The organism is Mycobacterium shunyiense, assembly GCF_058270075.1.
The window spans coordinates 554,018-577,771 of the sequence record NZ_JBZDPU010000040.1 but is presented as its reverse complement, the minus strand read 5'-3'; the positions used below and the strand labels follow the sequence as shown (position 1 = coordinate 577,771).

At 65.4% G+C, this 23,754-nt stretch carries 19 protein-coding genes; 11 read left to right on the top strand and 8 right to left on the bottom strand.

Annotated features, from left to right (window positions below; genetic code table 11):
* The 5 genes from AC4ELH_RS33310 (at window position 1) to AC4ELH_RS33290 (ending at window position 6,697) form a co-directional block, all read left to right on the top strand.
* Window positions 1–1,143, top strand: coding sequence for an acyl-CoA dehydrogenase family protein (locus AC4ELH_RS33310; protein WP_498889530.1), 1,143 nt, complete (start codon window positions 1–3; stop codon window positions 1,141–1,143).
* The gene (locus tag AC4ELH_RS33305) at window positions 1,140–2,735 is read left to right on the top strand and encodes an acyl-CoA carboxylase subunit beta (RefSeq protein WP_498889096.1); all 1,596 of its coding nucleotides are present in this window, start codon (window positions 1,140–1,142) and stop codon (window positions 2,733–2,735) included. The genes AC4ELH_RS33310 and AC4ELH_RS33305 overlap by 4 nt, the downstream gene beginning before the upstream one ends.
* Window positions 2,736–2,821: 86 nt before the next feature.
* The gene (locus AC4ELH_RS33300; protein WP_498889094.1) at window positions 2,822–4,759 is read left to right on the top strand and encodes an acetyl/propionyl/methylcrotonyl-CoA carboxylase subunit alpha; all 1,938 of its coding nucleotides are present in this window, start codon (window positions 2,822–2,824) and stop codon (window positions 4,757–4,759) included.
* Complete coding sequence (locus tag AC4ELH_RS33295; protein ID WP_064882605.1) at window positions 4,756–5,913, top strand: acyl-CoA dehydrogenase family protein; 1,158 nt, start codon at window positions 4,756–4,758, stop codon at window positions 5,911–5,913. Before AC4ELH_RS33300 ends, AC4ELH_RS33295 begins: the two co-directional genes overlap by 4 nt.
* Before the next feature lie 16 nt (window positions 5,914–5,929).
* On the top strand, window positions 5,930–6,697 hold the full coding sequence (locus AC4ELH_RS33290) for an enoyl-CoA hydratase family protein (RefSeq protein WP_448441965.1): 768 nt from the start codon (window positions 5,930–5,932) through the stop codon (window positions 6,695–6,697).
* Window positions 6,698–6,700: 3 nt separating this feature from the next.
* Here AC4ELH_RS33290 and AC4ELH_RS33285 read toward each other — a convergent pair whose 3' ends face one another.
* Window positions 6,701–7,174, bottom strand: a complete 474-nt coding sequence (locus AC4ELH_RS33285; RefSeq protein WP_498889091.1) for a hypothetical protein — start codon at window positions 7,172–7,174, stop codon at window positions 6,701–6,703.
* A 10-nt stretch (window positions 7,175–7,184) separates the two neighbouring features.
* Window positions 7,185–7,787, bottom strand: coding sequence for a TetR/AcrR family transcriptional regulator (locus tag AC4ELH_RS33280; RefSeq protein ID WP_448441961.1), 603 nt, complete (start codon window positions 7,785–7,787; stop codon window positions 7,185–7,187).
* 134 nt (window positions 7,788–7,921) lie between these two features.
* Between AC4ELH_RS33280 and AC4ELH_RS33275 the strand changes: the two genes are divergently transcribed.
* The 6 genes from AC4ELH_RS33275 to AC4ELH_RS33250 all read left to right on the top strand — a co-directional run bounded on the left by AC4ELH_RS33275 (window position 7,922) and on the right by AC4ELH_RS33250 (window position 14,460).
* Complete coding sequence (locus tag AC4ELH_RS33275) at window positions 7,922–8,734, top strand: nuclear transport factor 2 family protein (RefSeq protein ID WP_498889089.1); 813 nt, start codon at window positions 7,922–7,924, stop codon at window positions 8,732–8,734.
* Window positions 8,735–8,749: 15 nt separating this feature from the next.
* The gene (locus tag AC4ELH_RS33270) at window positions 8,750–9,697 is read left to right on the top strand and encodes an NADP-dependent oxidoreductase (RefSeq protein ID WP_448441957.1); all 948 of its coding nucleotides are present in this window, start codon (window positions 8,750–8,752) and stop codon (window positions 9,695–9,697) included.
* 212 nt (window positions 9,698–9,909) lie between these two features.
* Window positions 9,910–10,353 carry an ester cyclase gene (locus AC4ELH_RS33265; protein ID WP_131811644.1) on the top strand — a complete coding sequence of 148 codons (444 nt, stop codon included), beginning with the start codon at window positions 9,910–9,912 and terminating at the stop codon, window positions 10,351–10,353.
* A gap of 555 nt (window positions 10,354–10,908) precedes the next feature.
* Complete coding sequence (locus AC4ELH_RS33260; protein ID WP_498889086.1) at window positions 10,909–12,963, top strand: alpha/beta hydrolase family protein; 2,055 nt, start codon at window positions 10,909–10,911, stop codon at window positions 12,961–12,963.
* A gap of 56 nt (window positions 12,964–13,019) precedes the next feature.
* Window positions 13,020–13,781, top strand: coding sequence for an SDR family oxidoreductase (locus AC4ELH_RS33255; RefSeq protein ID WP_064959087.1), 762 nt, complete (start codon window positions 13,020–13,022; stop codon window positions 13,779–13,781).
* Between the two features lie 97 nt (window positions 13,782–13,878).
* The gene (locus AC4ELH_RS33250) at window positions 13,879–14,460 is read left to right on the top strand and encodes a DUF1707 SHOCT-like domain-containing protein (RefSeq protein ID WP_064882588.1); all 582 of its coding nucleotides are present in this window, start codon (window positions 13,879–13,881) and stop codon (window positions 14,458–14,460) included.
* 67 nt (window positions 14,461–14,527) lie between these two features.
* Here the strand turns inward: AC4ELH_RS33250 and AC4ELH_RS33245 are convergent, their stop codons facing one another.
* The 6 genes from AC4ELH_RS33245 to AC4ELH_RS33220 all read right to left on the bottom strand — a co-directional run bounded on the left by AC4ELH_RS33245 (window position 14,528) and on the right by AC4ELH_RS33220 (window position 23,673).
* The gene (locus AC4ELH_RS33245) at window positions 14,528–15,079 is read right to left on the bottom strand and encodes a hypothetical protein (RefSeq protein WP_064882586.1); all 552 of its coding nucleotides are present in this window, start codon (window positions 15,077–15,079) and stop codon (window positions 14,528–14,530) included.
* A gap of 248 nt (window positions 15,080–15,327) precedes the next feature.
* Window positions 15,328–16,947 carry a hypothetical protein gene (locus AC4ELH_RS33240; RefSeq protein ID WP_448441948.1) on the bottom strand — a complete coding sequence of 540 codons (1,620 nt, stop codon included), beginning with the start codon at window positions 16,945–16,947 and terminating at the stop codon, window positions 15,328–15,330.
* Window positions 16,948–17,657: 710 nt separating this feature from the next.
* Window positions 17,658–19,055: a hypothetical protein gene (locus AC4ELH_RS33235; RefSeq protein WP_498889083.1), complete on the bottom strand. Its 1,398-nt coding sequence runs from the start codon at window positions 19,053–19,055 to the stop codon at window positions 17,658–17,660.
* Between the two features lie 513 nt (window positions 19,056–19,568).
* Complete coding sequence (locus tag AC4ELH_RS33230) at window positions 19,569–20,222, bottom strand: hypothetical protein (RefSeq protein ID WP_448441944.1); 654 nt, start codon at window positions 20,220–20,222, stop codon at window positions 19,569–19,571.
* A 57-nt stretch (window positions 20,223–20,279) separates the two neighbouring features.
* A complete protein-coding gene (locus AC4ELH_RS33225) occupies window positions 20,280–22,268 on the bottom strand; it encodes a vWA domain-containing protein (RefSeq protein ID WP_498889081.1) in 1,989 nt (662 codons plus the stop codon).
* Window positions 22,261–23,673, bottom strand: a complete 1,413-nt coding sequence (locus AC4ELH_RS33220) for a sigma 54-interacting transcriptional regulator (protein ID WP_174554252.1) — start codon at window positions 23,671–23,673, stop codon at window positions 22,261–22,263. The genes AC4ELH_RS33225 and AC4ELH_RS33220 overlap by 8 nt, the downstream gene beginning before the upstream one ends.
* Between the last annotated feature and the right edge of the window lie 81 nt (window positions 23,674–23,754).

The window sequence follows — 23,754 nt, the reverse complement described above, 5'->3', positions numbered from 1 at the left end:
ATCTGGAATACCCCCGAACGCGAATCGCTGCGCAAGACGGTGCGCAGTTTCGCCGAGCGTGAGGTGCTGCCCCACGCCGCCGAGTGGGAACGCACCGGCGAACTCCCGCGCGAGCTGCACCGCAAGGCCGGCGAGGCCGGACTGCTCGGAGCCAATTTCCCCGAGTCTGTCGGCGGTGGCGGCGGCGACGGAGCCGACGCGGTGATCATCTGCGAGGAAATGCATTACGTCGGCTCGCCCGGCGGCGTGTTCGCCTCGCTGTTCACCTGCGGCATCGCGGTGCCGCACATGATCGCCTCGGGTGACGAGCGGCTGATCGAGACGTATGTGAAGCCGACGCTGCGTGGGGATCTCATCGGGTCGTTGGCCATCACCGAACCCGGCGGCGGCTCCGATGTCGGGCACCTCACCACCCGCGCAGTTCGAGACGGCGACGACTACATCCTCAACGGCGCCAAGACCTACATCACCTCGGGCGTACGCGCCGACTACGTCGTCACCGCCTCGCGCACCGGCGGCCCTGGTGCTGCGGGCGTCTCGCTGATCGTGGTCGACAAGCCCACCCCGGGCTTTGAGGTCAGCCGCAAACTCGACAAGATGGGTTGGCGCTCAAGCGATACCGCCGAGCTGTCCTACACCGATGTCCGGGTGCCGGTAGCCAACCTGATCGGCGCGGAGAACTCCGGCTTCTTCCAGATCGCCGCGGCATTCGTGTCCGAGCGGGTCGGCCTGGCCGTCCAGGCGTACGCCAGTGCCCAGCGCTGCCTGGATCTGACCGTCGAGTGGTGCCGTAACCGCGAGACCTTCGGCAAGCCACTGATCTCCCGGCAGTCGGTGCAGAACACGCTGGCCGAGATGGCCCGCCGGATCGACGTGGCCCGGGTGTATACGCGCCATGTGGTCGAGCGGCAGCTCGCGGGTGAAGAGAATCTGATCACCGAAGTGTGCTTCGCCAAGAACACCGCTGTGGAGACCGGGGAATGGGTCGCCAACCAGGCCGTCCAGTTGTTCGGCGGGATGGGCTATATGGCCGAATCCGAGGTCGAACGTCAGTACCGCGACATGCGCATCCTGGGTATCGGCGGTGGCACCACCGAGATCCTGACCTCCTTGGCCGCAAAGACATTGGGGTTCCAGTCGTGACGACACTGAAATCAACGATCGATCCCCGCTCCCCCGGGTTCACCGAGGCCGCCGAAGCGATGGCGACCAAGCTCACCGAACTCGACACCGAGCACGCCAAGGCCCTGGCCGGTGGCGGTCCCAAGTACGTCGACCGCCATCACGGCCGTGGCAAGCTCACTGCCCGCGAGCGCGTCGAACTGCTGCTGGACCCGGACGCACCGTTCCTCGAGCTGAGCCCACTGGCCGCCTGGGGCAGTGATTTCACCGTGGGCGCCAGCGTCGTCTGCGGCATCGGTGCCGTCGAGGGCGTCGAGTGCCTGATCGTCGCGAACGATCCGACGGTCAAGGGCGGCACCAGCAATCCGTGGACGCTCAAGAAGATCCTGCGCGCCAACCAGATCGCGATGGAGAACCGGCTGCCGGTGGTCTCCCTCGTGGAGTCCGGTGGCGCCGATCTGCCGACGCAGAAGGAGATCTTCATCCCGGGCGGGCAGATGTTCCGCGATCTGACCCGGCTGTCAGCGGCCGGCATCCCGACCGTCGCGCTGGTGTTCGGCAACTCGACGGCCGGCGGCGCCTACGTGCCGGGCATGTCGGATCACGTCGTGATGATCAAGGAACGCTCCAAGGTGTTCCTGGCCGGGCCGCCGCTGGTGAAGATGGCCACGGGCGAGGAGTCCGACGACGAGTCGCTGGGCGGTGCCGAGATGCACGCCCGCACTTCGGGTCTGGGTGACTACCTTGCCAACGATGAGCTCGACGCGATCCGGATCGGCCGGCGCATCGTGGCCCGGCTGAACTGGCGCAAGAAGGGACCCGTTCCCGCACCGGTCGTCGAGCCGAAGTTCGACCCGGAGGAACTCATCGGCATCGTGCCCGCCGATCTGCGCATCCCGTTCGATCCGCGCGATGTGATCGCCCGCATCGTCGACGGTTCGGACTTCGACGAGTTCAAGCCGTTGTACGGTTCGTCACTGGTGACGGGGTGGGCCACGCTGTACGGCTACCCGATCGGCATCCTGGCCAACGCCCGCGGGGTGCTGTTCAGCGAAGAGTCGCAGAAGGCAACCCAGTTCATCCAGCTGGCCAACCGTTCCGACACCCCACTTCTGTTCCTGCACAACACCACCGGCTACATGGTGGGTAAGCAGTACGAAGAGGGGGGCATGATCAAGCACGGCTCGATGATGATCAACGCGGTGTCCAATTCGACGGTGCCGCACATCTCACTGCTGCTCGGCGCCTCCTACGGCGCGGGCCACTACGGCATGTGCGGGCGTGCGTATGACCCGCGGTTCCTGTTCGCCTGGCCATCGTCCAAGTCCGCGGTGATGGGCGGCACGCAGCTGGCCGGCGTGCTCTCGATCGTCAGCCGCGCCGCTGCCGAGGCCCGCGGTCAGGCGGTCGACGAGGCCGCTGACGCCGCGCTGCGGGCAGCGGTCGAGGCCCAGATCGAGGCGGAGTCGCTGCCGATGTTCCTGTCCGGCCGGCTCTACGACGACGGGGTGATCGATCCTCGCGACACCCGCACGGTGCTGGGAATGTGCCTGAGCGCCATCGCCAATGCCCCGATCGAGGGGACGTCGAACTTCGGCGTCTTCAGGATGTGAGAGCTTATGCCTATCTTGCGTGTCGAAACTGAGCTTATGTGCGAGATTTCGACGATTCTTCGACCACAAGCTCAGGTTCGGTGACAATGATTACGAGAGTTCTGGTCGCGAACCGCGGCGAGATCGCCCGCCGGGTCTTCGAGACCTGCCGCCGCCTGGGCATCGGGACCGTCGCGGTGTACACCGATCCCGACGCCGGCTCGCCCCACGTCGCCGAGGCCGACGCCCGGGTACGCCTGGAGGGCAACAACGGCTACCTCGATTCCGCTCAGATCATCGCCGCGGCCAAGGCTTCCGGCGCCGACGCCGTCCACCCCGGCTACGGGTTCCTCTCCGAGAACCCCGATTTCGCAGCCGCGGTGATCGACGCCGGGCTGACCTGGATCGGGCCGCCGGTGAACGCCGTGCAGGCCATGGGGTCCAAGATCGAGGCCAAGAAGATGATGGCCGCGGCCGGTGTGCCCGTGCTGGCCGAACTCGACCCGTCCACCGTGACGGCCGATCAGCTGCCTGTGTTGGTGAAGGCCTCCGCCGGCGGTGGCGGCCGCGGCATGCGCGTGGTGCGTGAACTGTCCGATCTGCCAAGCGAAGTGGCCGCGGCCCAGCGTGAGGCGCAGTCGGCGTTCAGTGACCCGACGGTGTTCTGTGAGCGCTACCTGGCCGCCGGACACCACGTCGAGGTGCAGGTGCTGGCCGATTCGCACGGCACCGTGTGGTCGGTCGGCGAGCGCGAGTGCTCGATCCAGCGTCGTCACCAGAAGGTCATCGAGGAGGCGCCCTCTCCCCTCGTCGAGCGCACCCCGGGAATGCGGGAGAAGCTCTTCGACGCGGCCAGACTGGCCGCCGAGGCGATCGGCTACGCCGGCGCCGGCACCGTCGAGTTCATGGCGGACGAGAAGGGCGACTTCTTCTTCCTGGAGATGAACACCCGACTGCAGGTGGAACATCCGGTCACCGAGGCCACCACCGGGCTGGATCTCGTCAAGCTGCAGATCCTGGTCGCCGACGGCGGCCGCCTCGACGCCGAACCCCCCGCCTCACGCGGGTCTTCCATCGAGGCCCGGCTCTACGCCGAGGATCCGGCCAAGGGCTGGCAGCCCCAGGCCGGCACCGTGCACCGGTTCGACGTACCCGGGCAGGTCCGCGTCGACACCGGCATCGAGGACGGCTCAGTGGTGTCGATCTTCTACGATCCCATGTTGGCCAAGGTCATCTCGTACGCCCCGACCCGCCGCCAGGCCGCCACCGTGCTGGCCGATGCGTTGGCCCGCACCCGGATTCACGGACTGCGCACCAATCGCGATCTGCTGGCGAACGTGCTGCGGCATCCGGCATTCCTGGATGGGGCCACCGACACGGCGTTCTTCGACACGCACGGCCTCGATACTCTGGCCGCCCCACTGGCCGACGGTGGTGTGGTGACGCTATCGGCGCTCGCCGCCGCCCTGTCCGACGCCGCGCACAACCGCAGCAGCGCCAAGGTTTTCGGTGCGGCACCGAGCGGCTGGCGCAACCTGGCGTCGGGCTATCAGTCGCGCACGTACCGCGATGCCGCGGGTGACGACGTTCCGGTGCGCTACCGGTTCACCCGCACCGGGATTGAGTTGCCCGACGACGAGGGCGTTTCGCTCCTGTCTGCGACGCCGGACCGCGTGGTGCTATCCGTGAACGGGGTCGACCGCACGTTCGATGTGGCGACCTATGGCGATCAGGTGTTCGTCGACTCACCGCTGGGTCCGGTCCAGCTCACCGCGGCGCCCCGCTTCCCCGATCCGGACGACGCGGTCGCGCACGGCTCACTGCTGGCACCGATGCCCGGTTCGGTGGTGCGGGTCGGCGCCGCCGTCGGCGATACCGTCACCGCCGGACAGCCCCTGATCTGGCTCGAGGCCATGAAGATGGAGCACACCATCGCCGCCCCCGAGGACGGGGTGCTGGCCGAACTCAATGTCGCCGCAGGCCAGCAGGTCGAGGTCGGCGCCATCCTTGCCCGAGTAGAGAACCCTGAAGGAGAACAGTCATGAGCTTCATCGAAACCGAGGAACAGAAGGCCCTGCGCCAGGCGGTGGCTGCGATGGTCGCCAACTACGGGCAGGACTACTACCTGGAGAAGGCCCGCGCCGGTGAGCACACCACCGAATTGTGGAATGAGGCAGGCAAACTCGGCTTCATCGGGGTGAACCTGCCCGAGGAGTATGGCGGCGGCGGGGCCGGCATGTACGAACTGTCCCTGGTGATGGAGGAGATGGCGGCCGGTGGTTCGGCGCTGCTGATGATGGTGGTCTCCCCCGCCATCAACGGCACGATCATCTCCAAGTTCGGTACCGAGGAACAGAAGAAGCGCTGGATCCCCGGCATCGCGGACGGGTCGATCACGATGGCCTTCGCGATCACCGAGCCTGATGCGGGATCCAACAGCCACCGGATCACCACCACCGCCCGCCGCGACGGCAGCGATTGGATCCTCAAGGGCCAGAAGACGTTCATCTCCGGCATCGACCAGGCCCAGGCCGTGCTCGTCGTCGGCCGCACCGAGGACCACAAGACCGGCAATCTCAAGCCCGCACTGTTCGTCATTCCGACGGATACCCCGGGCCTGAGCTGGACTGCGATCGACATGGAGATCATCAGTCCGGAGAGCCAGTTCCAGGTGTTCTTCGACGACGTGCGACTGCCGGCCGATGCACTGGTCGGTTCGGAGGACGCCGCGATCGCCCAATTGTTCGCGGGCCTGAATCCCGAGCGGATCATGGGTTCGGCCATGGCTGTCGGCACCGGCCGGCTGGCCATCGCCAAGGCGACCGACTATCTGAAGACCCGCCAGGTCTGGAAGGTTCCGATCGGCTCACATCAGGGCCTGTCGCACCCACTGGCGCAGACCCACATCGAGGTCGAACTGGCCAAGCTGATGATGCAGAAGGCCGCCACTCTGTACGACGCCGGTGATGACTTCGGCGCTGCGGAAGCCGCCAACATGGCCAAGTACGCCGCAGGCGAGGCCTCGGTGCGTGCGGTGGATCAGGCCGTACAGTCCCTCGGCGGCAACGGCCTGACCAAGGAGTACGGCATCGCCGCAGCCGTCACCGCGTCGCGGTTGGCCCGCATCGCCCCAGTGAGCCGGGAGATGATCCTGAACTTCGTCGCCCAGACATCGCTCGGTCTGCCGCGCTCCTACTGACGAGGCCGTACTGACGATGACTTCTTTAGTCCACTACCGGGTTCACGGCGCCGTTGCGCGTCTGACGCTCGATTCCCCGCACAACCGCAATGCGTTGTCGACGGCCCTGGTGGAGCAGTTGCACCAGGGCCTGGCGGACGCCGCCGATGAGCCCGGCGTCCGGGTGGTGGTCCTCGATCACACCGGCGGAACGTTCTGTGCAGGAGCTGATCTCAGCGAGGCCGCTGGTCAGGACCCCGGTGAGATTGCGGTGGACCGGGCCCGGGAGATGACCCGGACGCTGCGGACCATCCTGGAGCTTCCGGTTCCGGTGATCAGCGCGATCGACGGCCATGTGCGCGCCGGCGGGATGGGCTTGATCGGCGCGTGCGATCTCGTCGTGGCCGGCCCGAAGAGCACGTTCGCGTTGACCGAGGCGCGTATCGGCGTTGCGCCCTCGATCATCTCGCTGACGCTGTTGCCGAAGATGTCACCGCGCTCGGCGGGCCGCTACTTCGTCACCGGCGAGAAGTTCGGCCCGACCGAGGCGGCCGAGATCGGTCTGATCACGCAGGCCGCAGACGACGTCGAGGCGGCCGTGGCCGCGCTGACCGCCGAGATCGCAAAGGGTTCCCCTCAGGGGTTGGCTGCGTCGAAGGCGTTGACCACAGCTTCGATCCTGCGTCAGTTCGACGCGGATGCCGAAGCGCTGACACGGCAGTCGGCGCAGCTGTTCGTCTCCGATGAGGCCCGCGAAGGCATGATGGCGTTCCTGCAGAAGCGCCCCCCGAATTGGATCGGCTGAGATTCAGCAGTCCGGCCAGAGTTGGACGCGGATGACCACGCGCGTTTGTGCCGCTCGCGTGAGGTCATCCGCGTCGAACTTTCCGTGCCTGCTCCGCCGCACGTGGTGAAACCGCGCATCCCGCGGCCTGGCCGCCAGGAAACTCTCTATTAGCGGAATGTTGGCGACGCCGGTCGACGCCTCGGCGTATCCGCGAAAGCGGCTCCGCTGCAACAACACGGCGACATCGGCACCGCCGCGTAGGTTCTTCCACCAGGCGTTGTCGATTCCCGTGATACAAGTGAGGACGGCGCCGTCAGCGACGTAGCTGACCGGGATCTCGTAGCTTCGACCGGTCCGACGGCCCGTCACGGTGAGGATCATCATCGTGTCGCTCAGACAGCCTTGCGCCGGACTCCGCAGCACGGTCTTGACCAGTGGCGTGACAGCCCTGACCAGCAGCCGCAGATAAGCCGGCGGGGCAGAACTCTCAGTCATTCTCTTCGGGTCACTTGTCGTGTGCGGCGATGCCGTTGAGCAATCTCTCAAGTGCGGCAATCGAATCCCGGCTTTCTCGCTCGGGGTCCGCGGAGCGAGCGACGGTCATCGCCGCCTCGCACATCGCGCCGTGAAGGAGATGCGCGAGGGGTTCCACGCGCTGCTCGGGCAGGTGACCGTCGGCGATCACCTGGCTCAGCCCCAGCCGCAGCAGCGACGTGACGTGTTCGTCTTCGAGGTCCCGCATGGATTCCCAGCCGAGAACGGCGGGCGCGTCGATCAAGGTGATGCGTTGAACGCCGGGGTCGAGTACCGCATCGAAGAACCCGCGACAGCCGCGAAGGAATCGCTGCCAGCTGCCCTTGGCGCCCCTGGCCGCGTGGTTGACCGCTTCACCTATCGCGCGCTGTTCGTTTTCGAAGACCGCCGCGAACAGGCCGCGCTTGCCCTCGAAATGGTGGTAGAGCGCGCCTTTGGTCATGCCGGCGCGTTCGGCGACGTTATCGACGAACGTGTTGTCGTAACCGTCGGCGGCAAACCGCTCGCGCGCCACCACCAGGATCTGGTCGACGGTTGCGCGTGTGCGTTCGGCCTGGGTGCGCGGTCCGGGCATGCCGCCAATCTACACGATTCATACTTGAGGTACATACTCGACGTATGTTAATACTCGAGGTATGCAAGTTTCACGGCGTCGGCCCGCGCAGCGGACTTGAGGGCAGCAGACCCCACCAGTGAGAGGACGATTCGATGAACACTGATCAGATCGACGTACTGCGGGATTCCTTGCGCACCTATACCGAGGCCAAGAACCGACATGATGTGGACGCGATCATCGCCGCGTACGCACCCGATGGCAGCTACCGGGATTCCGGTATCACTCAAAAGGTTTCGGGCCACGACCAACTGCGGACGTTCTACGAGGCGGTGTTCCGGTCGATCCCCGACTATCAGGGGCAGTTCGACGGCGCGGCTTTCGCCGAGGACACCGCGGTGGCGTGGGGCAGGATGACCGGGACGGTCGGCGACGAGCTTCTCGGTCTACCCACTGTGGCGGGTAGCCGCATCGACGTTCCGGTCACCTTCGTCTGCACGTTCCGCGACGGCCAACTGGCCAGTGACACCGGGTATTTCGACACTCGGGTCCTGCACCGGCAAGTAGGCGTTCCGGCCGCCGAGTCAGAGATCGAGACGTTCGTCGGGGGTTGGACCCAGTTCTGGGCAGCCCCCGGCGACGCCAGTGGGGTTCACGATCTCGTCACCGACGAGGTGATCCTCAACTGGCCAGGCGCCACCGAACCACTCCGCGGCCGTGGCGCGTACGCCGACCGACTGGGCGCCGCCGTCCAACTGATCCCCGATCTGACGTTGTCGGTGGTCGACTATGCCCACCGCGACGGCCTTCTCATGCTCGCCTGGGAAGGCCGCGGGACGATCGGCGGCGAACTGCGGCGATGGCCAGGCGTCGACCGGTTCCGGTTACACGGAACCCGAAGTGCCGAAACCACTGTCGTATTCGATACCCGGGCCGTGGCGCCCTCCGTTCCATCACCCCGTCGCTGAACCGAGGAGACATTCATGCGCGCCATCATGCAGCACGAATGGGACGGCCCCGACTCCGTGCGCCTGGTTGAGGTGCCGGAACCTCGTCCGGCGCCCACAGAGGTGAAGGTCCGGGTTCACGCTGCGGGAGTCAACCCGGTGGACTACTACACAAGCGGAGGCCTGGCCTACAACCGCGTGCTGGACCTGCCCTTCATCCACGGGTGGGACGTGGCTGGCGTGGTCGAAGAGGTGGGCTACGGCGTCACCCGATTCCACGTCGGCGACCGAGTATTCGGCATGCCGTGGTTTCCCCGGCAGGCGGGCGGCTACGCGGAGTTCGTGGCCGCGCCGTCCCGCCACTTCGCCCCCATCCCAACTGGACTGAGCTTCGCCGAAGCTGCCTCACTGCCGCTGGCCGGGCTCACCGCATGGCAGATGCTCATCGACGTGGCCCGACTGACTCCCGGCCGGCGCGTGCTGATCTCCGCCGCCGCCGGCGGCGTGGGCCACCTCGCGGTGCAGATCGCCAAGGCACACGGCGCGTATGTGATCGGCACCGCCCGCACCGCCAAACACGACTTCATCCGCGGTCTGGGCGCCGACGAAGCGGTGGACTACACCACGACTCCGGTCCACGAAGTCGTCAACGACGTGGACATCGTGATCCAGATGTTCGGCGGCGCGGCCGGCCGTGACGCCTTGCGCTGCCTCCGCCCGGGTGGCGTCCTGGTCAGTGCCCAAGCCGCCTGGACACCCGGCCTGTTCGACCGGGCCCACGAGTTGAATGTCCACGCCTACGACTACCTCGTCGAACCCGACGCGGCCGGCCTGCAATCCATTGCCGGACTCGTGGCGGACGGACGGCTACGGGTACATGTCGGCGCGCAGTACCCGTTATCCGAAGCGGCACAGGCGCTGAAGGTGATCGGTGATGGTCGCACCACCGGCAAGATCGTGCTCACTGTCGAGCCCGAGAACTGACCCGGTCGACGGAAACCGCACCGACCGGAAGCGACGCCATCCGGCAGTGGCGGCATCGGGGACAGCGCAGGTCAGCACATGCAGACGGGGCGGCCGATAATTGCCAGTGGCAGCACACCCCGAGGCGTATCTGTCGGATCTGCGGCCGCAGTTCTACCGTTTCCTGTGCGGACGTTATCTGCCGTGCGGTGACCCCCTGAAAGGCCGGAATCATGGCCGATGATCAGAACAAGGCGATTTCCCGACGCATATGGGAGGTATTTGCCTCCGGCGACCTCAGCGAGCTCGACGATCTCGTCGCTCCGACTGCCGCCTTCCACGACACGCAGGATCCGTTCGGCGATCAGCGGGGTCCCGAGCACATGAGAAGCCTCATGGGCATGTATCGGAAGTCGTTCTCCAACATGCGGTTTGACATCAAGATGCAACTCGCCGAGGGCGACTACGTCTGCACGATGATCGAGGCGCAGGGTGACAACACCGGCGAGATCATGGGTCGGCCCGCCACCGGCAAGCACAGTCGGATCAACTTGACGGATGTCGACCGGATCGAAGACGGCAAGATCGCCGAAAGCTGGGTTACCTGGGACACCCTCGGCATGCTGCAGCAGCTCGGCCTGATCCCCGCAGGCGCTCAACAAGCAGCGCCCGCCTGAGCTGATTGCAGTTAAGGGTCCAGGGCCGGCCGCGGCCCTGGACCCGCTCACTCCGGAGCGGGCGAAAGCGCGCACCGATAGGTCAATGCGCCCGCTTCGAGAAACGCAAGTGTTCTCCGAACCTCGAATATTACTGAACGACAACCTTTTCGGCGGCCCTAACAGCCGCCTCCTGCGTACCCAACCGTTCAGGTCGGAGCGCCCAACCGGCGATCGAGGCCCTTGACCCCAGTACCGAATGCCCTCACGCCGTGTTCTGGCGGGTGTCTGGCGCCTCCAAAAGTTGCATTCAATTCTGCCCCACGCTGCACTGACCGCAATGCCGTCGACCGGAACTCGCGGGTTCCGAGTCCGCCACGCCCTGCGCGTGCCCGCGGGTGAAATATCCTGCCGCATCGGCGATGCGCGTCGGGCGACGACGGATTCCGCAGCGCCGCCATCCTCCAACTGCCCGCGCGGGCGTCATCTTGGCAAATTTGCCACCAGGCAAATATGTGTTGTTACAGTGTGCAAGCATTTGTCAGCCAGATCACATATCGAAGGCGGCGCGCTTTGATGTCACAGCCCACCCCTCTCCGTCTGCACACGGCCAAAGCCGCAGCCACCGCGGCCGCCGTCGTTGCCACCACAGCAGCGCTGACCGCCGGTGTGGCGTCGTCCGCGCCGGAAGCGCTCGCGGCCCACGACCGCAGTGTGCAGGCCGAGGTCGAGCTGACCGCCGCATCAAACTCCGACATCGGAAAGATCCCCGACATCGTCGGGATCTACGGCGTCGGTCCGATCTTCTGGACCGCTCAACTTTTGGGGATCACGCCGGAGAACGTGATCAGGACAGCCGGAGGACTGACCGGCAACACCGCACTGGCCGAGACCGTCATCGGATTGCTGGATCTCCTGGACGCAATTTCGCCCATCGAGGCCGGCGTCAAGGGCCCGATGCCCGACGACGTGTACAACGCCGTGAACGACCTGGACTACACCTTCACCGGGCTCTCCAAGATGTTCGGGCTCGGCGATAACAATGCGTTCATCAACTGGATCGCCAAACACGCACCCGTCCTGAATCAGCGCCGCGACATCATCCTGTCGGAGAGTCTGGGCGGCCTCACCACATCGATGGCCTACCGCGACATGATCAACGCGGTGCAGTCCGATGACCCGGAATGGGGCGTCGGGGTGACGGGGCAGTGGCTGATCTTCGTCAACAACGTCAGTCGACCTGGTGGCGGATTGTTCGCGCTGGCAACGCCTCTCACCAACCTGTTCGGAGTGGACCTCACCACGCCGGACGCGGGCAGCTACACCAATGCCGACCAGACCAAGGTGCTCAACACCTCGATCCTCGACATCACCTGGGCCTACAACCCGCTGTCGGATGTGCCCACCACGCTGAGCCCGCTGGCCTGGGCGAACTCGCTCGCGGCCGGGGTGTTCCTCACCTACCTGCTGCCCGACGAGGGCAACAACATCGGCAACCATGTGCTGCCGAGGCTGATCACCGGCATCGGTGACGGCGTGAAGGTAATGATCGACCCGACCGGCGGCCAGGGTCTGCAGATGATCCCTGTCCTCGGCGACTTGCTGAAACTCTTCAACGTGAACGTCCTCGACTTCCCAGGCAACGCCACCTACATCACGTATGACTCGGGCAATCTGCCGTTGCTGGAGCCGTTCCGGATGGCACCGCATCTGCTCAACCTCGTTCCGGGTGTTGACATCCCGACGCCGCTGACCGACAGCATCGAGCCTGCCCTGCGCAAGCTGGTGAACATGGGCTACCAGGACGTCAACCCGGCGGATCTGGAACGCACGTTCAACGAAGCCGGTGAGCAGGCATACTTCTGGCACTCCCCGCTCACTCCGACACAACAGCTGGCGGCCAACCAAATTGTGTTCGACGCGCTGATCGACGGCATCCAGGACAACGCCCTGAACCCGGACGCGTGGGTCGCGAAACTGCCGGGCGCGAACTTGGAGCCGCTCGTGAAGAACGCCGCGTCGGTGGCAGTCGCCAAGGCCCTTTCTGACGCCTTGGAGGCCGTGCAGAAGGGCGCCGACCCGATGTTCGATGCCGTCGAGAAGGGTCTGGCCCCGGTCACCCATGCCCTCGATGACATGAACGCTCAGATGGAAACCGCCATCGACAACATGTTGAAGGTCAACGGCTCCACGACCGACAAGAAGGCGGGCACCCAGTCCGTCAATGCGCTCCCGTCGGCCGGCGCGCAGTTGAAGACGCTGAGCGTCGAAGCGACCGACACGGCCGCCGGCGCCAAGCCGACGCCCCTCAGGGACGCGCTCAACGACCTTGGTCTGGAACAGGATTCGTCGAAGGACTCCGCGCTCTCCAAGCGCGTCACGAAACTCTCCGAATCGGCCAAGACAAAGGCCAAGTCCCGCCACGCCACCGACGCGAACAATCCGCTCAAGAAGTCGGTGAAGGAAACGGTCGCCAAGGTGCGTCAAGCCGCGGAGGACACCGCCGACAAGGTGGAGAAGGCCGGCAAGGAGACCGCGAAGAAGATCGACAAGACAGCCGACGACGCCAAGGCGAAAGTCAAGGAGTCGAAGAAGCAGGCGAAGAAGGCCCCGAAGCACGCCGCAGCGTAAGACGCACCCGCGGTAATCGCTGACAGCCGCGGTGACGCGTCGGTAGCGTGGCCCACATGCCACGCACTGTGCTCGTCACCGGGGCGACCGGCAGTCTCGGCCACCATGTGGTGCCGGAGGCCATCGATGCCGGTCATCACGTCCGCGCGTTGAGCCGTCGGGAACGGGTCGGCTACACGGGTGTGCACTGGCACCAGGCCGACCTGCTGTCCCCCGGCGGGTTGGACGCCGCACTCGACGGCGTGGACGCCGTCGTCCATTGCGCCACGCAACCCACCGGCAGTAAGGACGTCCGGGCGGCCCGGAATCTGATCGAGGCCGCACGACGCAAGGGCGTCGGGCACCTCGTCTACATCTCGATCGTCGGGATCGAGGACATCCCGCTTCCTTATTACAAGACCAAACTCAGGGTCGAGCAGGCGCTCGAGACGTCGGGTGTCGGGCACTCGATCCTGCGCGCGACGCAGTTCCACGAGCTAATCGAAAAGACGTTCTCGGCACAGCGATTTTCGCCCGTTTTGTGGGCGTTGCGTGATGTCCGATTCCAGCCGATAGACACCCGCGATGTGGCCGCCAGACTGGTCGCGTTGATCGATTCCGAGCCCGCGGGGAGGGTGTCCGACATCGGCGGACCCAGCGTCCACAGTCACCCAGAATTGGGACAGATGTATCTGTCAGCACACAACAGCCTTCGTCGCGTGGCCAGACTCACCATCCCCGGGCGGATCGTCGCCGGTTACAGGTCGGGGGCCAATCTGACCCCGGAAAATGCAGTCAAAGGCGTTTCGTTCGAGGAGTACCTGGGTAGCGACCGGTAGATCACCGGCGTCGCGCGGCAGCCACTCCCGCGCCCCTGGCGACACAGTTTGGCTACTGGTCTTGCATGTGACAGCGATAGTCGTAGGCTCGACAGCGATGAGCACTTCAGCGCCGCAGGACAGGTCGATGCGGGCTGCCGACACCGACCGCATCCAGGTGGCGCAGCTGCTCACCGATGCTGCCGCCGCGGGCCGGCTGCCGATGGACGAATACGAGGACCGGCTAGCAAAGGCCTACGCCGCGGAGACCTACGACGACCTGGCCCGGCTCAGCCGCGATCTTCCGGGCGCGGTGAACTGTTCGGCCAGCCAGTGTCGCCCCGCCCCCTCGACGCTGCTGCTGGCGATCATGAGCGGGTTCGAGCGCCGTGGCCGGTGGAACGTTCCCAAGAAGCTGACGACGTTCGCCCTCTTCGGCGGTGGAGTGGTGGACCTGCGCTACGCCGACTTCACCGCACCCGACGTCGACGTCCGCACCTATTCGATCTTCGGCGGGCAGACCATCCTGGTGCCACCTGAGGTGAATGTGGATGTCGAAGGTGTGGGCGTGATGGGGAACTTCGATCACGGCGTCGACGGGGCCGGCACATCCGGGGCGCCACGCGTACACATCCGCGGGTTCTCCCTGTGGGGCAGCGTGAGCGTGAAGCGCAAGAAGCGCCGTAACCAGGTTGATTAGGCCCTGACGGCCGCTACCGACGCAAAACGGGCGGGCCCGAAGGCCCGCCCGTCTGTGTGAACTGGGATCAGTGGTTGCAGCTCGCAGCGGCGACGCACGTCAGAGCCTTGTTCGAATTGGAAGGCTTGGCGCTCGACACCTTGGCGGTGGGCCCGTCGCCGGCGATGGCCTTGGGCAGGGTGCCCGGCAGGTCCTTCTCGTCGGGGAGGAACTTGTTGCCCAGGTACTGATTCGAGTACTTCTGCGTCTGGTTGTAGTAGTACTTGCCGGCATTGACGTTCAGCTCGCCCTGGATCACGCCGTTGGTGCCCTTGCTGGGATCGGCGTAATTCCCGGTGCCGAAGTTGATGTGGTACGCCTCGCCCAGCGGGCTGTCGTCGAGCGTCTTGTTGACACCGGGGGTCTGGTTGAAGACCTTGTCGCCGACGGCCTGGGCCGCCCGGACTCCCGGCGCGGGGTTGTCGAAAGCGGGGCGGCCAACCGCGTCGCCCGACTTGCTGGAGTCAGCGGATGCCAGCCCGGTCGGCAAAGCCACCGCCAACGCACCGCCCGCGATGACACCCCCGACCAACGTCCGCGTCCGAACCGACCGCTCGGACAACTTCCGATGTTTTGCCATGCCTGTTACCTCTCGTGAGTGGCGTTGCGCCGCAGCTAGATTGGGGCCAAGAAGCTGACATTGCCACTGGCCCGCCAGCGAACCTAAGGCACCGCGACCAGGTGCGATAGGTACTGGCGCCGTTGTTCATTTGCTGTTCGGCACATGATCACGAGAATTCACAGCCCGTCCACAGCGACCATCCAAGTACGTGAAAACGCAACGGCCCCCTCCGATTTGGAGGGGGCCGTTGCGTGACAGTTCAGGCGTTACTTGTCCTTGTGACCCTTGCTGTCCTTGCTGTCCTTGCTGTCTTTGCTGTCCTTGGCGCTCTTGGCATCGGCATGCGTGTTGCCGGCCTTGGCTCCGGAATCGCTGTCGGAAGCACCCTTGGCGGTGGCACCCTTGGCAGTCTCCTGCTTGTCGGCACCGGCCTTGGTGGTGGGCTTGAACGCCTTCTCCAGATTCTTCGTGGCGTTCTCGACGAACTTCTCGCCGGCCGACTTCTTGCGCTCGGTGGTGCGCGATTTCGGAGCGAACTTGTTCGCAGTCTTGCCGGTGGCACCGGTGGCACCGGTGTCCGCCGAGTCCGCAGTGCCGGCCTTCTCCTCCGAGCTCGCCTTCTCCTCGGACTCTTCTTGTGCCGCAGTCTCTTTGACTTCCGCAGCCTCGTTGACCGTGGTCTTGGGCGTCAGGTTCAGGCCCAGATCCAGTTTCGGCAGCTCGAACTTCGGAGCCTCGGGCTTCGAGACCTCGACGACGGGTGTGGCTGCCTCGGTGCCGTCCTCAGCCGTCTCGTCGACCGTGACGTCCTCGGTCTTGAGGTCGAGAGTCTTGACGAGCTTGGACTCATCGGGCGCCTCGAGCTTCTCCACCAGCTTCTTGAACGGCGACTCGACGTCCGTCGGCAGGCTCAGCAGCTTGCTGAGGTTCGGCAGGGTCGTGGACGTCACCGAACCTGGCCCGGCTTCCACCTTCGACGTGGTCTCTTCTTGCGTCGACAGGAGGCTCAAGGTGCCGGCCTCTTCAGATGGCTCCTCGGGAGTGAGCACCGCCCTCACGGTGTCGACGATGTAGTTGACGGCGGCGGTGATGCCCGTATCGTCGCCGTACCCGAAGAAGAACGAGTTGCTCAGATCCTGCGCGAAACTGCCATCCGGAAGGTTGTCGTTCAGAATGCTGCCGACGACCATGGTGGCCCCACCGGTGAAGAACTCATCGACCCGCTTCGACAGCTGGAGGCGTTGCGTCGGGTCGAACGCATCGACGATCGAGGCGGCGACCACTGAACCGAGATAGGCGAACTCGGTGGCACCCGCCTCGAAGAAGATGTTGTCGAAAACATCGAGGGGCAGGATGTTGTCGCTGAGGTAGTACGCCAGGCCGGTGAAGCCGTCATGGCAGACCGCGCCGGTTGCGGAGCAGTTGCCCGGGTCGTAGAAGTTTTCGTTGACCTTGTTGCCCAAGGCGTTGTAGAACTGGACGCCGTCGCCCATGTCGCCGACGGTTGCGGGGATCGTGTGCGCCGCATCTTTGTAAAGGGGCTTTCCGTCCGGCCCGACCAGTGCGGTGTCCGCCGGAGTGTCCTCATCCGGGTCCAGGAGCAGAGTCCCGTCCTCGTTGAGGATGTAGCCGGGCGTCGGGGCGGGAACATAGCCCTGGTAGTAGTAGCCGCCGTAACCATCCAGGAAGGATCCCAAGGCCGCTTCCAGCGAAAGCGCCACCAGGTTGATCTGCTCGGCCGTCATGGTCCGGTGGACCGTGGCTTCCGCAGTTGAGGCGGCAACCGTGATCTCGTCACGAGGAACGAACAGCGCGGGGGTCCCGGCCACCAGCGCACCGGCGCTGAGCAGGGCCACACCAGTGGTGACGAGCGGACGGACTGCCATGTGGGTGTGGCCCCTTATCTCAAGCGCAGGACGGATTCCTGAGAATCCGTCCTGGTGTCTGCGTACTACCTTAAAAGTCCTTGAGAAGGGTAATTCCCGTCACCACCTCCCGCAACCTCTCCCGACGCGAGGCAGGAGTCGCCGGCGCACTGTCGCAGCGTCGATTTTGCGGGACGGCACCGACAAATATTTCGGCGCCTAACACGGCATTCCCGATCGATTCACTTTCAGCTAATTTCGGATACCGTCGCCGATACGCACATCTGGCACAAAAGGGCGGGTGGCCGCATACGGAATCCGTGGTGCGAACACCGAAGGCAGCGGCCGGGCACACTCTCACACCCGCCTCGGCCAGCTGGCAGCAGCCCACTCATCTCCCTAGGTCAGCGCGCATGACCCCGGCGCCGACGCACCTTCATCCGGTGCGGGCACGGCCGGGGTCACGGCTCGTTCCCGGCCGGCACGAACCTCGGCTGTCGGTGTGCCGGAAATCCCGGCCGAAAACTGGCAGTGTCCCGTCGCGAAAAGCAATGACGGGCGCCATTGAATACGCCGGCATTTCCGGGTTGAGTTCGCTGCCGACAAATGTCGGACGCACTTCGCCTTACACGGCAGTCAATATGCCCAGCTCACGGACCTGAGCGAACTTCACCGGCGGCCGTCGGACCTGAGAAGAAACTGAGATCGCACTCAGTTTTCTGGCCGCATGACTACTTGTCGCCGCCGTCGGTTCCGTTGTCCTTGCCGGCGTCGGTGGCGTTCTTGACGGCCTCGCCCAGTTTCTTCAGGAACTTGCTGCCGTTGGATTCGCCCTTCGGCTTGCCGTCACCGAAGAGGATGGGCGGCGCGACCTTGTTACCGGTCCGGGTGTCAACGCCGGTGTTGGTGCCGTCTTCGCCGGTGACTTCTTTGTCCTTGACGTTGATCTTGGGGAGGTCGGGCTTGAGTTCCGGCGCCTTGATCTCGGGCACCGTGGCGTCCGGCGTCTTGACCTCTGGGACCGTCAGGTCCGGCGTCTTGAATTCCGGCGTCTTGAATTCGGGCACCTTGAATTCCGGCGCCTTGGGAAGCTCGAACTTCGGAAGATCAAGCTTCGGAATCTCGGCGCCCAACGGAACGGTCCCACCCTCGACCGGGTTCTCGGTGTCCTTGACCGCGCCCGGATCGGTGGTGTCGAGGGTGTTGACGAGGTTCGTCTCGTCCTCGGAGGGGGCCTGGAAGGGCGACTTGAACAGCTTCTTGAACGGCGACTGCGTCGACAGGTTCAGCAGCGATGCCGGCCCCGGCAGGCTGGTGACGGACGTGCCGGTCTCCTTCTTGGCCAGCAGCATGGTGTCGCTGTTGCTCTCCTCCTCGGTCGAGAGCAGGGAAGGGCCGGAGTCGAGCGGATTGATCAGATTCGGAGTGGGAGTGGGCGTGCCCTGGGCGATCGCATCCACGACATAGGTGAACGCCGCGTAGATGCCGCTGTTGTCGCCATACCCGAAGAAGAACGAGTTGGTCAGACCGTAGGCATAGCCGTCCTGCGGCAGGTTGTCGAGCAACAGGTTGCCGATGAGTTGCGTTGCGCCACCTTCGAAGAAGTCGTCGACACGCTTGGTCAGATCCAGCCGGCCGGTCGGGTCAACCGAATCGATGGCGACGGCCACGGTGCGGATGGCCACGTGCGCCAGCTCGGTGAAGCCGCCCTCGAAGAAGATGTTGTCCACGTCGCCGAGCGGCAGGATGTTGTCGCTGAGGTAGTACGCCAGTCCGGTGAAGCCCTTCTGGCACACGGCTCCGGCGGCGGTGCAGTCACCAGGCGCATCGACCATCACCGGGTTGCCGTCGGCATCGGTGACGATCTCACCGGTGACCGGATCGATCTCGGGAACCTGGCCGGGGATGTAGATACCGCCGTACCCCTGAGTGAAGGACTGCCAGGCACCCTGCAGCGACAGCGCAAGCAGATTGATCTGGTCCTGCGTCAGCTTCGTCGGTTCCAGGGCTGCGGTCGGCGCGGCGACCGTGACGTGGTCTCGGGGCACGAACAATGCCGGAGTCGCGGCGACGACTGCAGCTGCGCTGAGAAGTGCGGCACCAGTGGTGACGAGCGGACGTACAGCCATGCGGTGGACCCCTTAACTAGAGGACGGTACGGCCGACTTGGAGATCCGCCGACGGCAACTTAGAAACTCCTGAGAATGCTAAGTCTCCACATTCACTCCCGCAACCGATAACGACAGGAAAATCATTCGCGAATCCGTTAACTACGGCTGGCAAGCGCCGGGCGAATGTAGCGACACAAAACCGCCTTTACCCGGTCGCCGATTTCCACCGCCCCCAGGCGCAGACAACTGCCCGGCGCGACCCGAACCCGCATGTATGCCCAGGTCAAATCGATGTGAATTCCACTCGCAGCGTCGTCACAGCTCTGGCGAAGGTACGCCGAATGAATCGACCTTCACCGTTTGATTGCCTTTGCAATGAATTGAAAGCACCGATCAAGAAATGTCGAATAGCGTTGCGCTACGCAAAAGTTGCATTGCCGAAGTGTCCCGCCGCCAACCGAAGCCGCGCCGCTTATTGCCAACGCAATGAATAAAGAGTTTCGCGCACACTCCGACGTCGACAAATGCCGGTCAGCGCGGCATCGCAATCCGCAATCCCGCCAACATCACCTGCGCGTCGGCCATGAAGGTGGGATTGTTGGGCGCCGTGCTCTGCGCCAACGCCACGATGTTCCAGACCTTCGCTCCGAGCGGCACCATCACCGACACGGACGTCACGTAGCTGGTCTTGCTGATCTTGTCGTCGGGCGGGGTCGTGTAGTTGACCATCAGCGCCGGGAAACCACAAATCTCGGACGGCACCTGGGTGATGTTCTGCGCGCCGATGGATTGGAAGCCCTTGATCGTGTCACTCAGCAGGTCCTTGGGCGGCCGGTCCCCGTCCGTCGCATCTCCGATCGACACCGAGATGGCTGGATTCGTCACACCGTCGGTGAGGGATTCATTACGCAGCACCAGTTTGACCGGGCCCTTGGCGAACTCAGGCACCGGCACCCAGCCCGGTGGTTGCGCGACACGCACCCGCGGCTCGTCGGGCCCGGTCCCGGGAACTTCGATCCAGGCGTCCGAGTGCAACTGCTCGCAGGTTTGGGCCTTGTAACCGGATGCTCCCGAGGGCGCTCCGGGTGGTGCGAAGCCGGCCTTCGCGGTGCCGTCGGTCATCTGCGTGCACCCGCTGAGAATCAGTCCGGCCGCCAACACGACCACACCCGCACCGCGCTTCATGACCCCCATCGCCCCCAGAGACTACGCGAGCCCGCGGCGCGCCGACTGTGTCGCAAACTAGCGCCGACGCGAGTGCAGGTAGTCGCCGACCACCGCGGCACCCAGCCCGTCGAGATCGGGCACCACGACCCGGCCCTGCACGCGACGGGCCACCTGGTCGATGAACCGGGCGAGCCCGGGGTCGGAGCCCAACCGGAAGATCGTCACCTGAGCACCGAGCCGGGCCACCTCGTCGAAACCCCGCACGGTGTGGGCGATGGTGCGGGGGTGTGGGGGGTAGTCGAAGAAGACCTCAGAGCCGTGCCCGTCCCCGAAATCTTCCAGATGGGCAGTCGGCTCGCCGTCGGTCACCACCAGCACGACCGGTTGCGCATTGGGGTGACGACGCAGATGCCGCGTCGCCAGGGCCAGCGCGTGGTGCAGATTGGTGCCCTGCTCGTACACGCCCTCCAACCCGGTCAGCTCGCCCGCGGTCACCGTGCGGGCGTACCGGCCGAAGGCGATGATCTGCAACTCATCCGAGCGGAACCGGGTGCTCACCAGATGGTTGAGCGCCAGCGCGGTGCGCTTCATCGGTAGCCAGCGGTTCTCCATCACCATCGAGAACGAGGTGTCCACCAGCAGCGCCACACACGCCTGGGTGCGGGTCTCGGTCTCGGAGATCTCGACGTCCTCGACCGCGAACCGAATCGGTCGCTCGGCGATTCCGGTACCGGCCTGGCGCAGCACCGCATTGGTGACCGTGCGGGTGACGTTCCACGGTTCGGTGTCGCCGAACTGCCAGGGGCGGGTGGCCCCGGTCAACTCCCCCGCTGCCCCGGCGCGTCGGGTGTCCCGCTCGCCGTGTCGACCCGAAAGTTGTTGCGCCACATCACGCAACGCGGTCTGGCCGAGCTGACGCATGGCCTTGGGTGAAAGACGCCACTGCCCGTCGGAACCTCGGTCGATGAAGCCCTGGTTGACCAGGGCCTTCTCCAGTTCGGACAGGGTGCGGGCGTCGATCGCGGCGTCGTCGCCGAGCTGACGGGCCAACGCCTCAAGGTCGACGTCGTCCATAGACGCCCCGGCGTAACTCTGCGACAACGCGTCGGCCAACTGCTCCAACTCGGCGATGTCGGACAGCGCCTGGGCACCCTCACCCATGCCAAGCGGATCGCCTCCCGAGAACCGCTCCGAACCGCTCCAGTCCTCACCCGGCCGGGCGGCCTGCAGGTGTGAGTCGAGCCGATTGAGCGCATTCATCAATGACGGCGAACCGAAAGCCTGCTGCGACAGGGCATCCAGCTCGGCACGCTGCTCGGCCGACAGGCTGTTGCGGAACCGCTGCGCGGCCGCGGCCCGCTTGGCCAACGAGTCCAGTAGTTCATCGATGTTCTGCGGCCCTTCGGGGAAGAACTCGCCGTGCTTGTCCATGAAGTTCTGGAAGTCCTGCGGGGTATCTTCACCGCGGGCTTGCTTGTCCAGCAGGTCGTTGAGGTCGTCGAGCATGTCGTTGACCCGCTGCCGGTCCTCGTCGGTGGCGTTCTCCAACGCCTCCTTCATTCCGGCGAAACGCTGATCCAGCATCTCGCGGCCCAGCAGATCCTTGATCTGCTCGTACTTCTGCCGCGCCTCAGGGCTGCGCCAGTCATAGTCGGCAAGTTCCTGTACCGCCTTGGCCGGTGACGGGGAAAGTGCCTCCATCTGCAATTCGCCGAACCGTGCATCATCGTCGAGCGCGCGGGCCAACTCCTTGCGCTCGGCGAGCACGGCTTCGTCGAGCAGCTTCTTGATCTCCTGCAGCGTCCCGTCAAGGTTGTGCCGCTGCAACAACTCCCGGCGTTTCCGATTGGCCTCAGCCGCCAGGCGGTCGGTGCCGCGCATACCCTCGGTGCCGCGACGCATCAGCTCCGAGAGCGCGCGGCGCGGCGAGCTGCCCTCCATGACGCTCTGACCGATCTGCTCGAGCACGTCGCGCAGATCGATCGGTGGTGCCAGCGGATCCGGGCCACCGGTGTATCGCGAATAGCGCGAGGTGTGCCCGTGTCCCCGACCGGGATCAGCCATAGACCGTCTCGCCCTCCCCCGTCACCTTGTCCACCCGCTTGGCCAGATACAGCGCCTCCAAAGCCAATTCGATGGCCGCGGCGCGCTGACCGACCGACACCGCACCCAGCCGGGAGGCGAGCGCGTCGACCACGGCCAGATCGGGCAGCGCAGCCAGGACGTCCTTGGCCGACACCCGCTCCCCGGTGGTCACCGGCGAGCCCTCCTCGACCGCAGCCACCAACGGGGCGACGTCGATACCGCCCAGCAGCCGCTGCGCGGTATCGGCGGTGGCACGTCGCAGCAGGTGCTCCAGCACCGCCTGCTCACGTCCCTCCTCGCCCGTCTCGAACTCCAACTTGCCGCGCAGCACGTCGATCACGGTGGCCAGATCGACCACCCGTGCCACCGGATCGTCCTCGCCGAGAATCGCGGAGCGGTGCCGCGCCGAGGCCGCCACCGTCTCGGCAGCGGCGATCGCGAAGCGGGCCGACACACCGGACCGTTGGTCGATCGAACTCGATTCACGCAGATTGCGGGCGAACCGGGCCAGCACGCCGAGCAGGTAATCCGGGACCTCGGCGGCCAACTGGGCCTCCTGGCGGATCACCCCGACCTCGTCGTCGATCTCCAACGGGTAGTGCGTACGGATCTCGGCGCCGAACCGGTCCTTGAGCGGGGTGATGATCCGGCCGCGGTTCGTGTAGTCCTCGGGGTTGGCGCTCGCGACGACGAGAACGTCGAGCGGCAACCGCAACGTGTAGCCGCGGACCTGAATGTCGCGCTCCTCCATCACGTTGAGCATCGACACCTGAATCCGCTCGGCCAGATCGGGCAGCTCGTTGACGGCCACGATGCCGCGGTGGGCCCGTGGGATCAGCCCGTAGGCGATCGTTTCCGGGTCACCCAGGCTGCGCCCCTCGGCCACCTTGATCGGATCGATGTCGCCCACGAGGTCGGCCACGCTGGTGTCCGGAGTGGCCAGCTTCTCGGTGTAGCGCTCACTGCGGTGCCGCCACTCGATCGGAAGGTCCTCGCCGGAATCGGCGGCTCGGCGGATCGACTCGGGCGTGATCGGGCTGAAGGGGTGCTCACCCAATTCGGACCCGGCGATCACCGGCGTCCATTCATCGAGCAGCCCCGTTAACGCCCGCAGCAGCCGCGTCTTGCCCTGGCCGCGCTCACCGAGCAGCACCACGTCGTGTCCGGCGATCAACGCCCGCTCCAACTGCGGGATCACCGTGTCTTGAAAGCCGAGAATCCCAGACCAAGGGTCCCGGCGATCGGCAAGTGCGGACAGCAGGTTCTCGCGAATTTCGGCTTTGACGCCCCGTTCACGGTGGCCGGAGGCGCGCAGCTCGCCGACGGTACGGGGCAGATCGCCGGAGCCGGGCTGCCGGCGACCATCGTTTTTGGGTTGGCTCACCACTCCACGCTACGACTGAACCCGCCCGCGCACATCGCCACCCGGCAGAACTAGCATCCGGCGCGTGGAAGCCACTCCCCC

What these genes read in the sequence shown, in the direction of transcription:
- AC4ELH_RS33300 (WP_498889094.1), top strand. Translation starts at nt 2,822, where the DNA reads ATGATTACGAGAGTTCTGGTCGCGAACCGCGGCGAGATCGCCCGCCGG.
- AC4ELH_RS33295 (WP_064882605.1), top strand. Translation starts at nt 4,756, where the DNA reads ATGAGCTTCATCGAAACCGAGGAACAGAAGGCCCTGCGCCAGGCGGTG.
- AC4ELH_RS33290 (WP_448441965.1), top strand. Translation starts at nt 5,930, where the DNA reads ATGACTTCTTTAGTCCACTACCGGGTTCACGGCGCCGTTGCGCGTCTG.
- AC4ELH_RS33285 (WP_498889091.1), bottom strand. Translation starts at nt 7,174, where the DNA reads ATGACTGAGAGTTCTGCCCCGCCGGCTTATCTGCGGCTGCTGGTCAGG.
- AC4ELH_RS33280 (WP_448441961.1), bottom strand. Translation starts at nt 7,787, where the DNA reads ATGCCCGGACCGCGCACCCAGGCCGAACGCACACGCGCAACCGTCGAC.
- AC4ELH_RS33275 (WP_498889089.1), top strand. Translation starts at nt 7,922, where the DNA reads ATGAACACTGATCAGATCGACGTACTGCGGGATTCCTTGCGCACCTAT.
- AC4ELH_RS33270 (WP_448441957.1), top strand. Translation starts at nt 8,750, where the DNA reads ATGCGCGCCATCATGCAGCACGAATGGGACGGCCCCGACTCCGTGCGC.
- AC4ELH_RS33265 (WP_131811644.1), top strand. Translation starts at nt 9,910, where the DNA reads ATGGCCGATGATCAGAACAAGGCGATTTCCCGACGCATATGGGAGGTA.
- AC4ELH_RS33260 (WP_498889086.1), top strand. Translation starts at nt 10,909, where the DNA reads ATGTCACAGCCCACCCCTCTCCGTCTGCACACGGCCAAAGCCGCAGCC.
- AC4ELH_RS33255 (WP_064959087.1), top strand. Translation starts at nt 13,020, where the DNA reads ATGCCACGCACTGTGCTCGTCACCGGGGCGACCGGCAGTCTCGGCCAC.
- AC4ELH_RS33250 (WP_064882588.1), top strand. Translation starts at nt 13,879, where the DNA reads ATGAGCACTTCAGCGCCGCAGGACAGGTCGATGCGGGCTGCCGACACC.
- AC4ELH_RS33245 (WP_064882586.1), bottom strand. Translation starts at nt 15,079, where the DNA reads ATGGCAAAACATCGGAAGTTGTCCGAGCGGTCGGTTCGGACGCGGACG.
- AC4ELH_RS33240 (WP_448441948.1), bottom strand. Translation starts at nt 16,947, where the DNA reads ATGGCAGTCCGTCCGCTCGTCACCACTGGTGTGGCCCTGCTCAGCGCC.
- AC4ELH_RS33235 (WP_498889083.1), bottom strand. Translation starts at nt 19,055, where the DNA reads ATGGCTGTACGTCCGCTCGTCACCACTGGTGCCGCACTTCTCAGCGCA.
- AC4ELH_RS33230 (WP_448441944.1), bottom strand. Translation starts at nt 20,222, where the DNA reads ATGAAGCGCGGTGCGGGTGTGGTCGTGTTGGCGGCCGGACTGATTCTC.
- AC4ELH_RS33225 (WP_498889081.1), bottom strand. Translation starts at nt 22,268, where the DNA reads ATGGCTGATCCCGGTCGGGGACACGGGCACACCTCGCGCTATTCGCGA.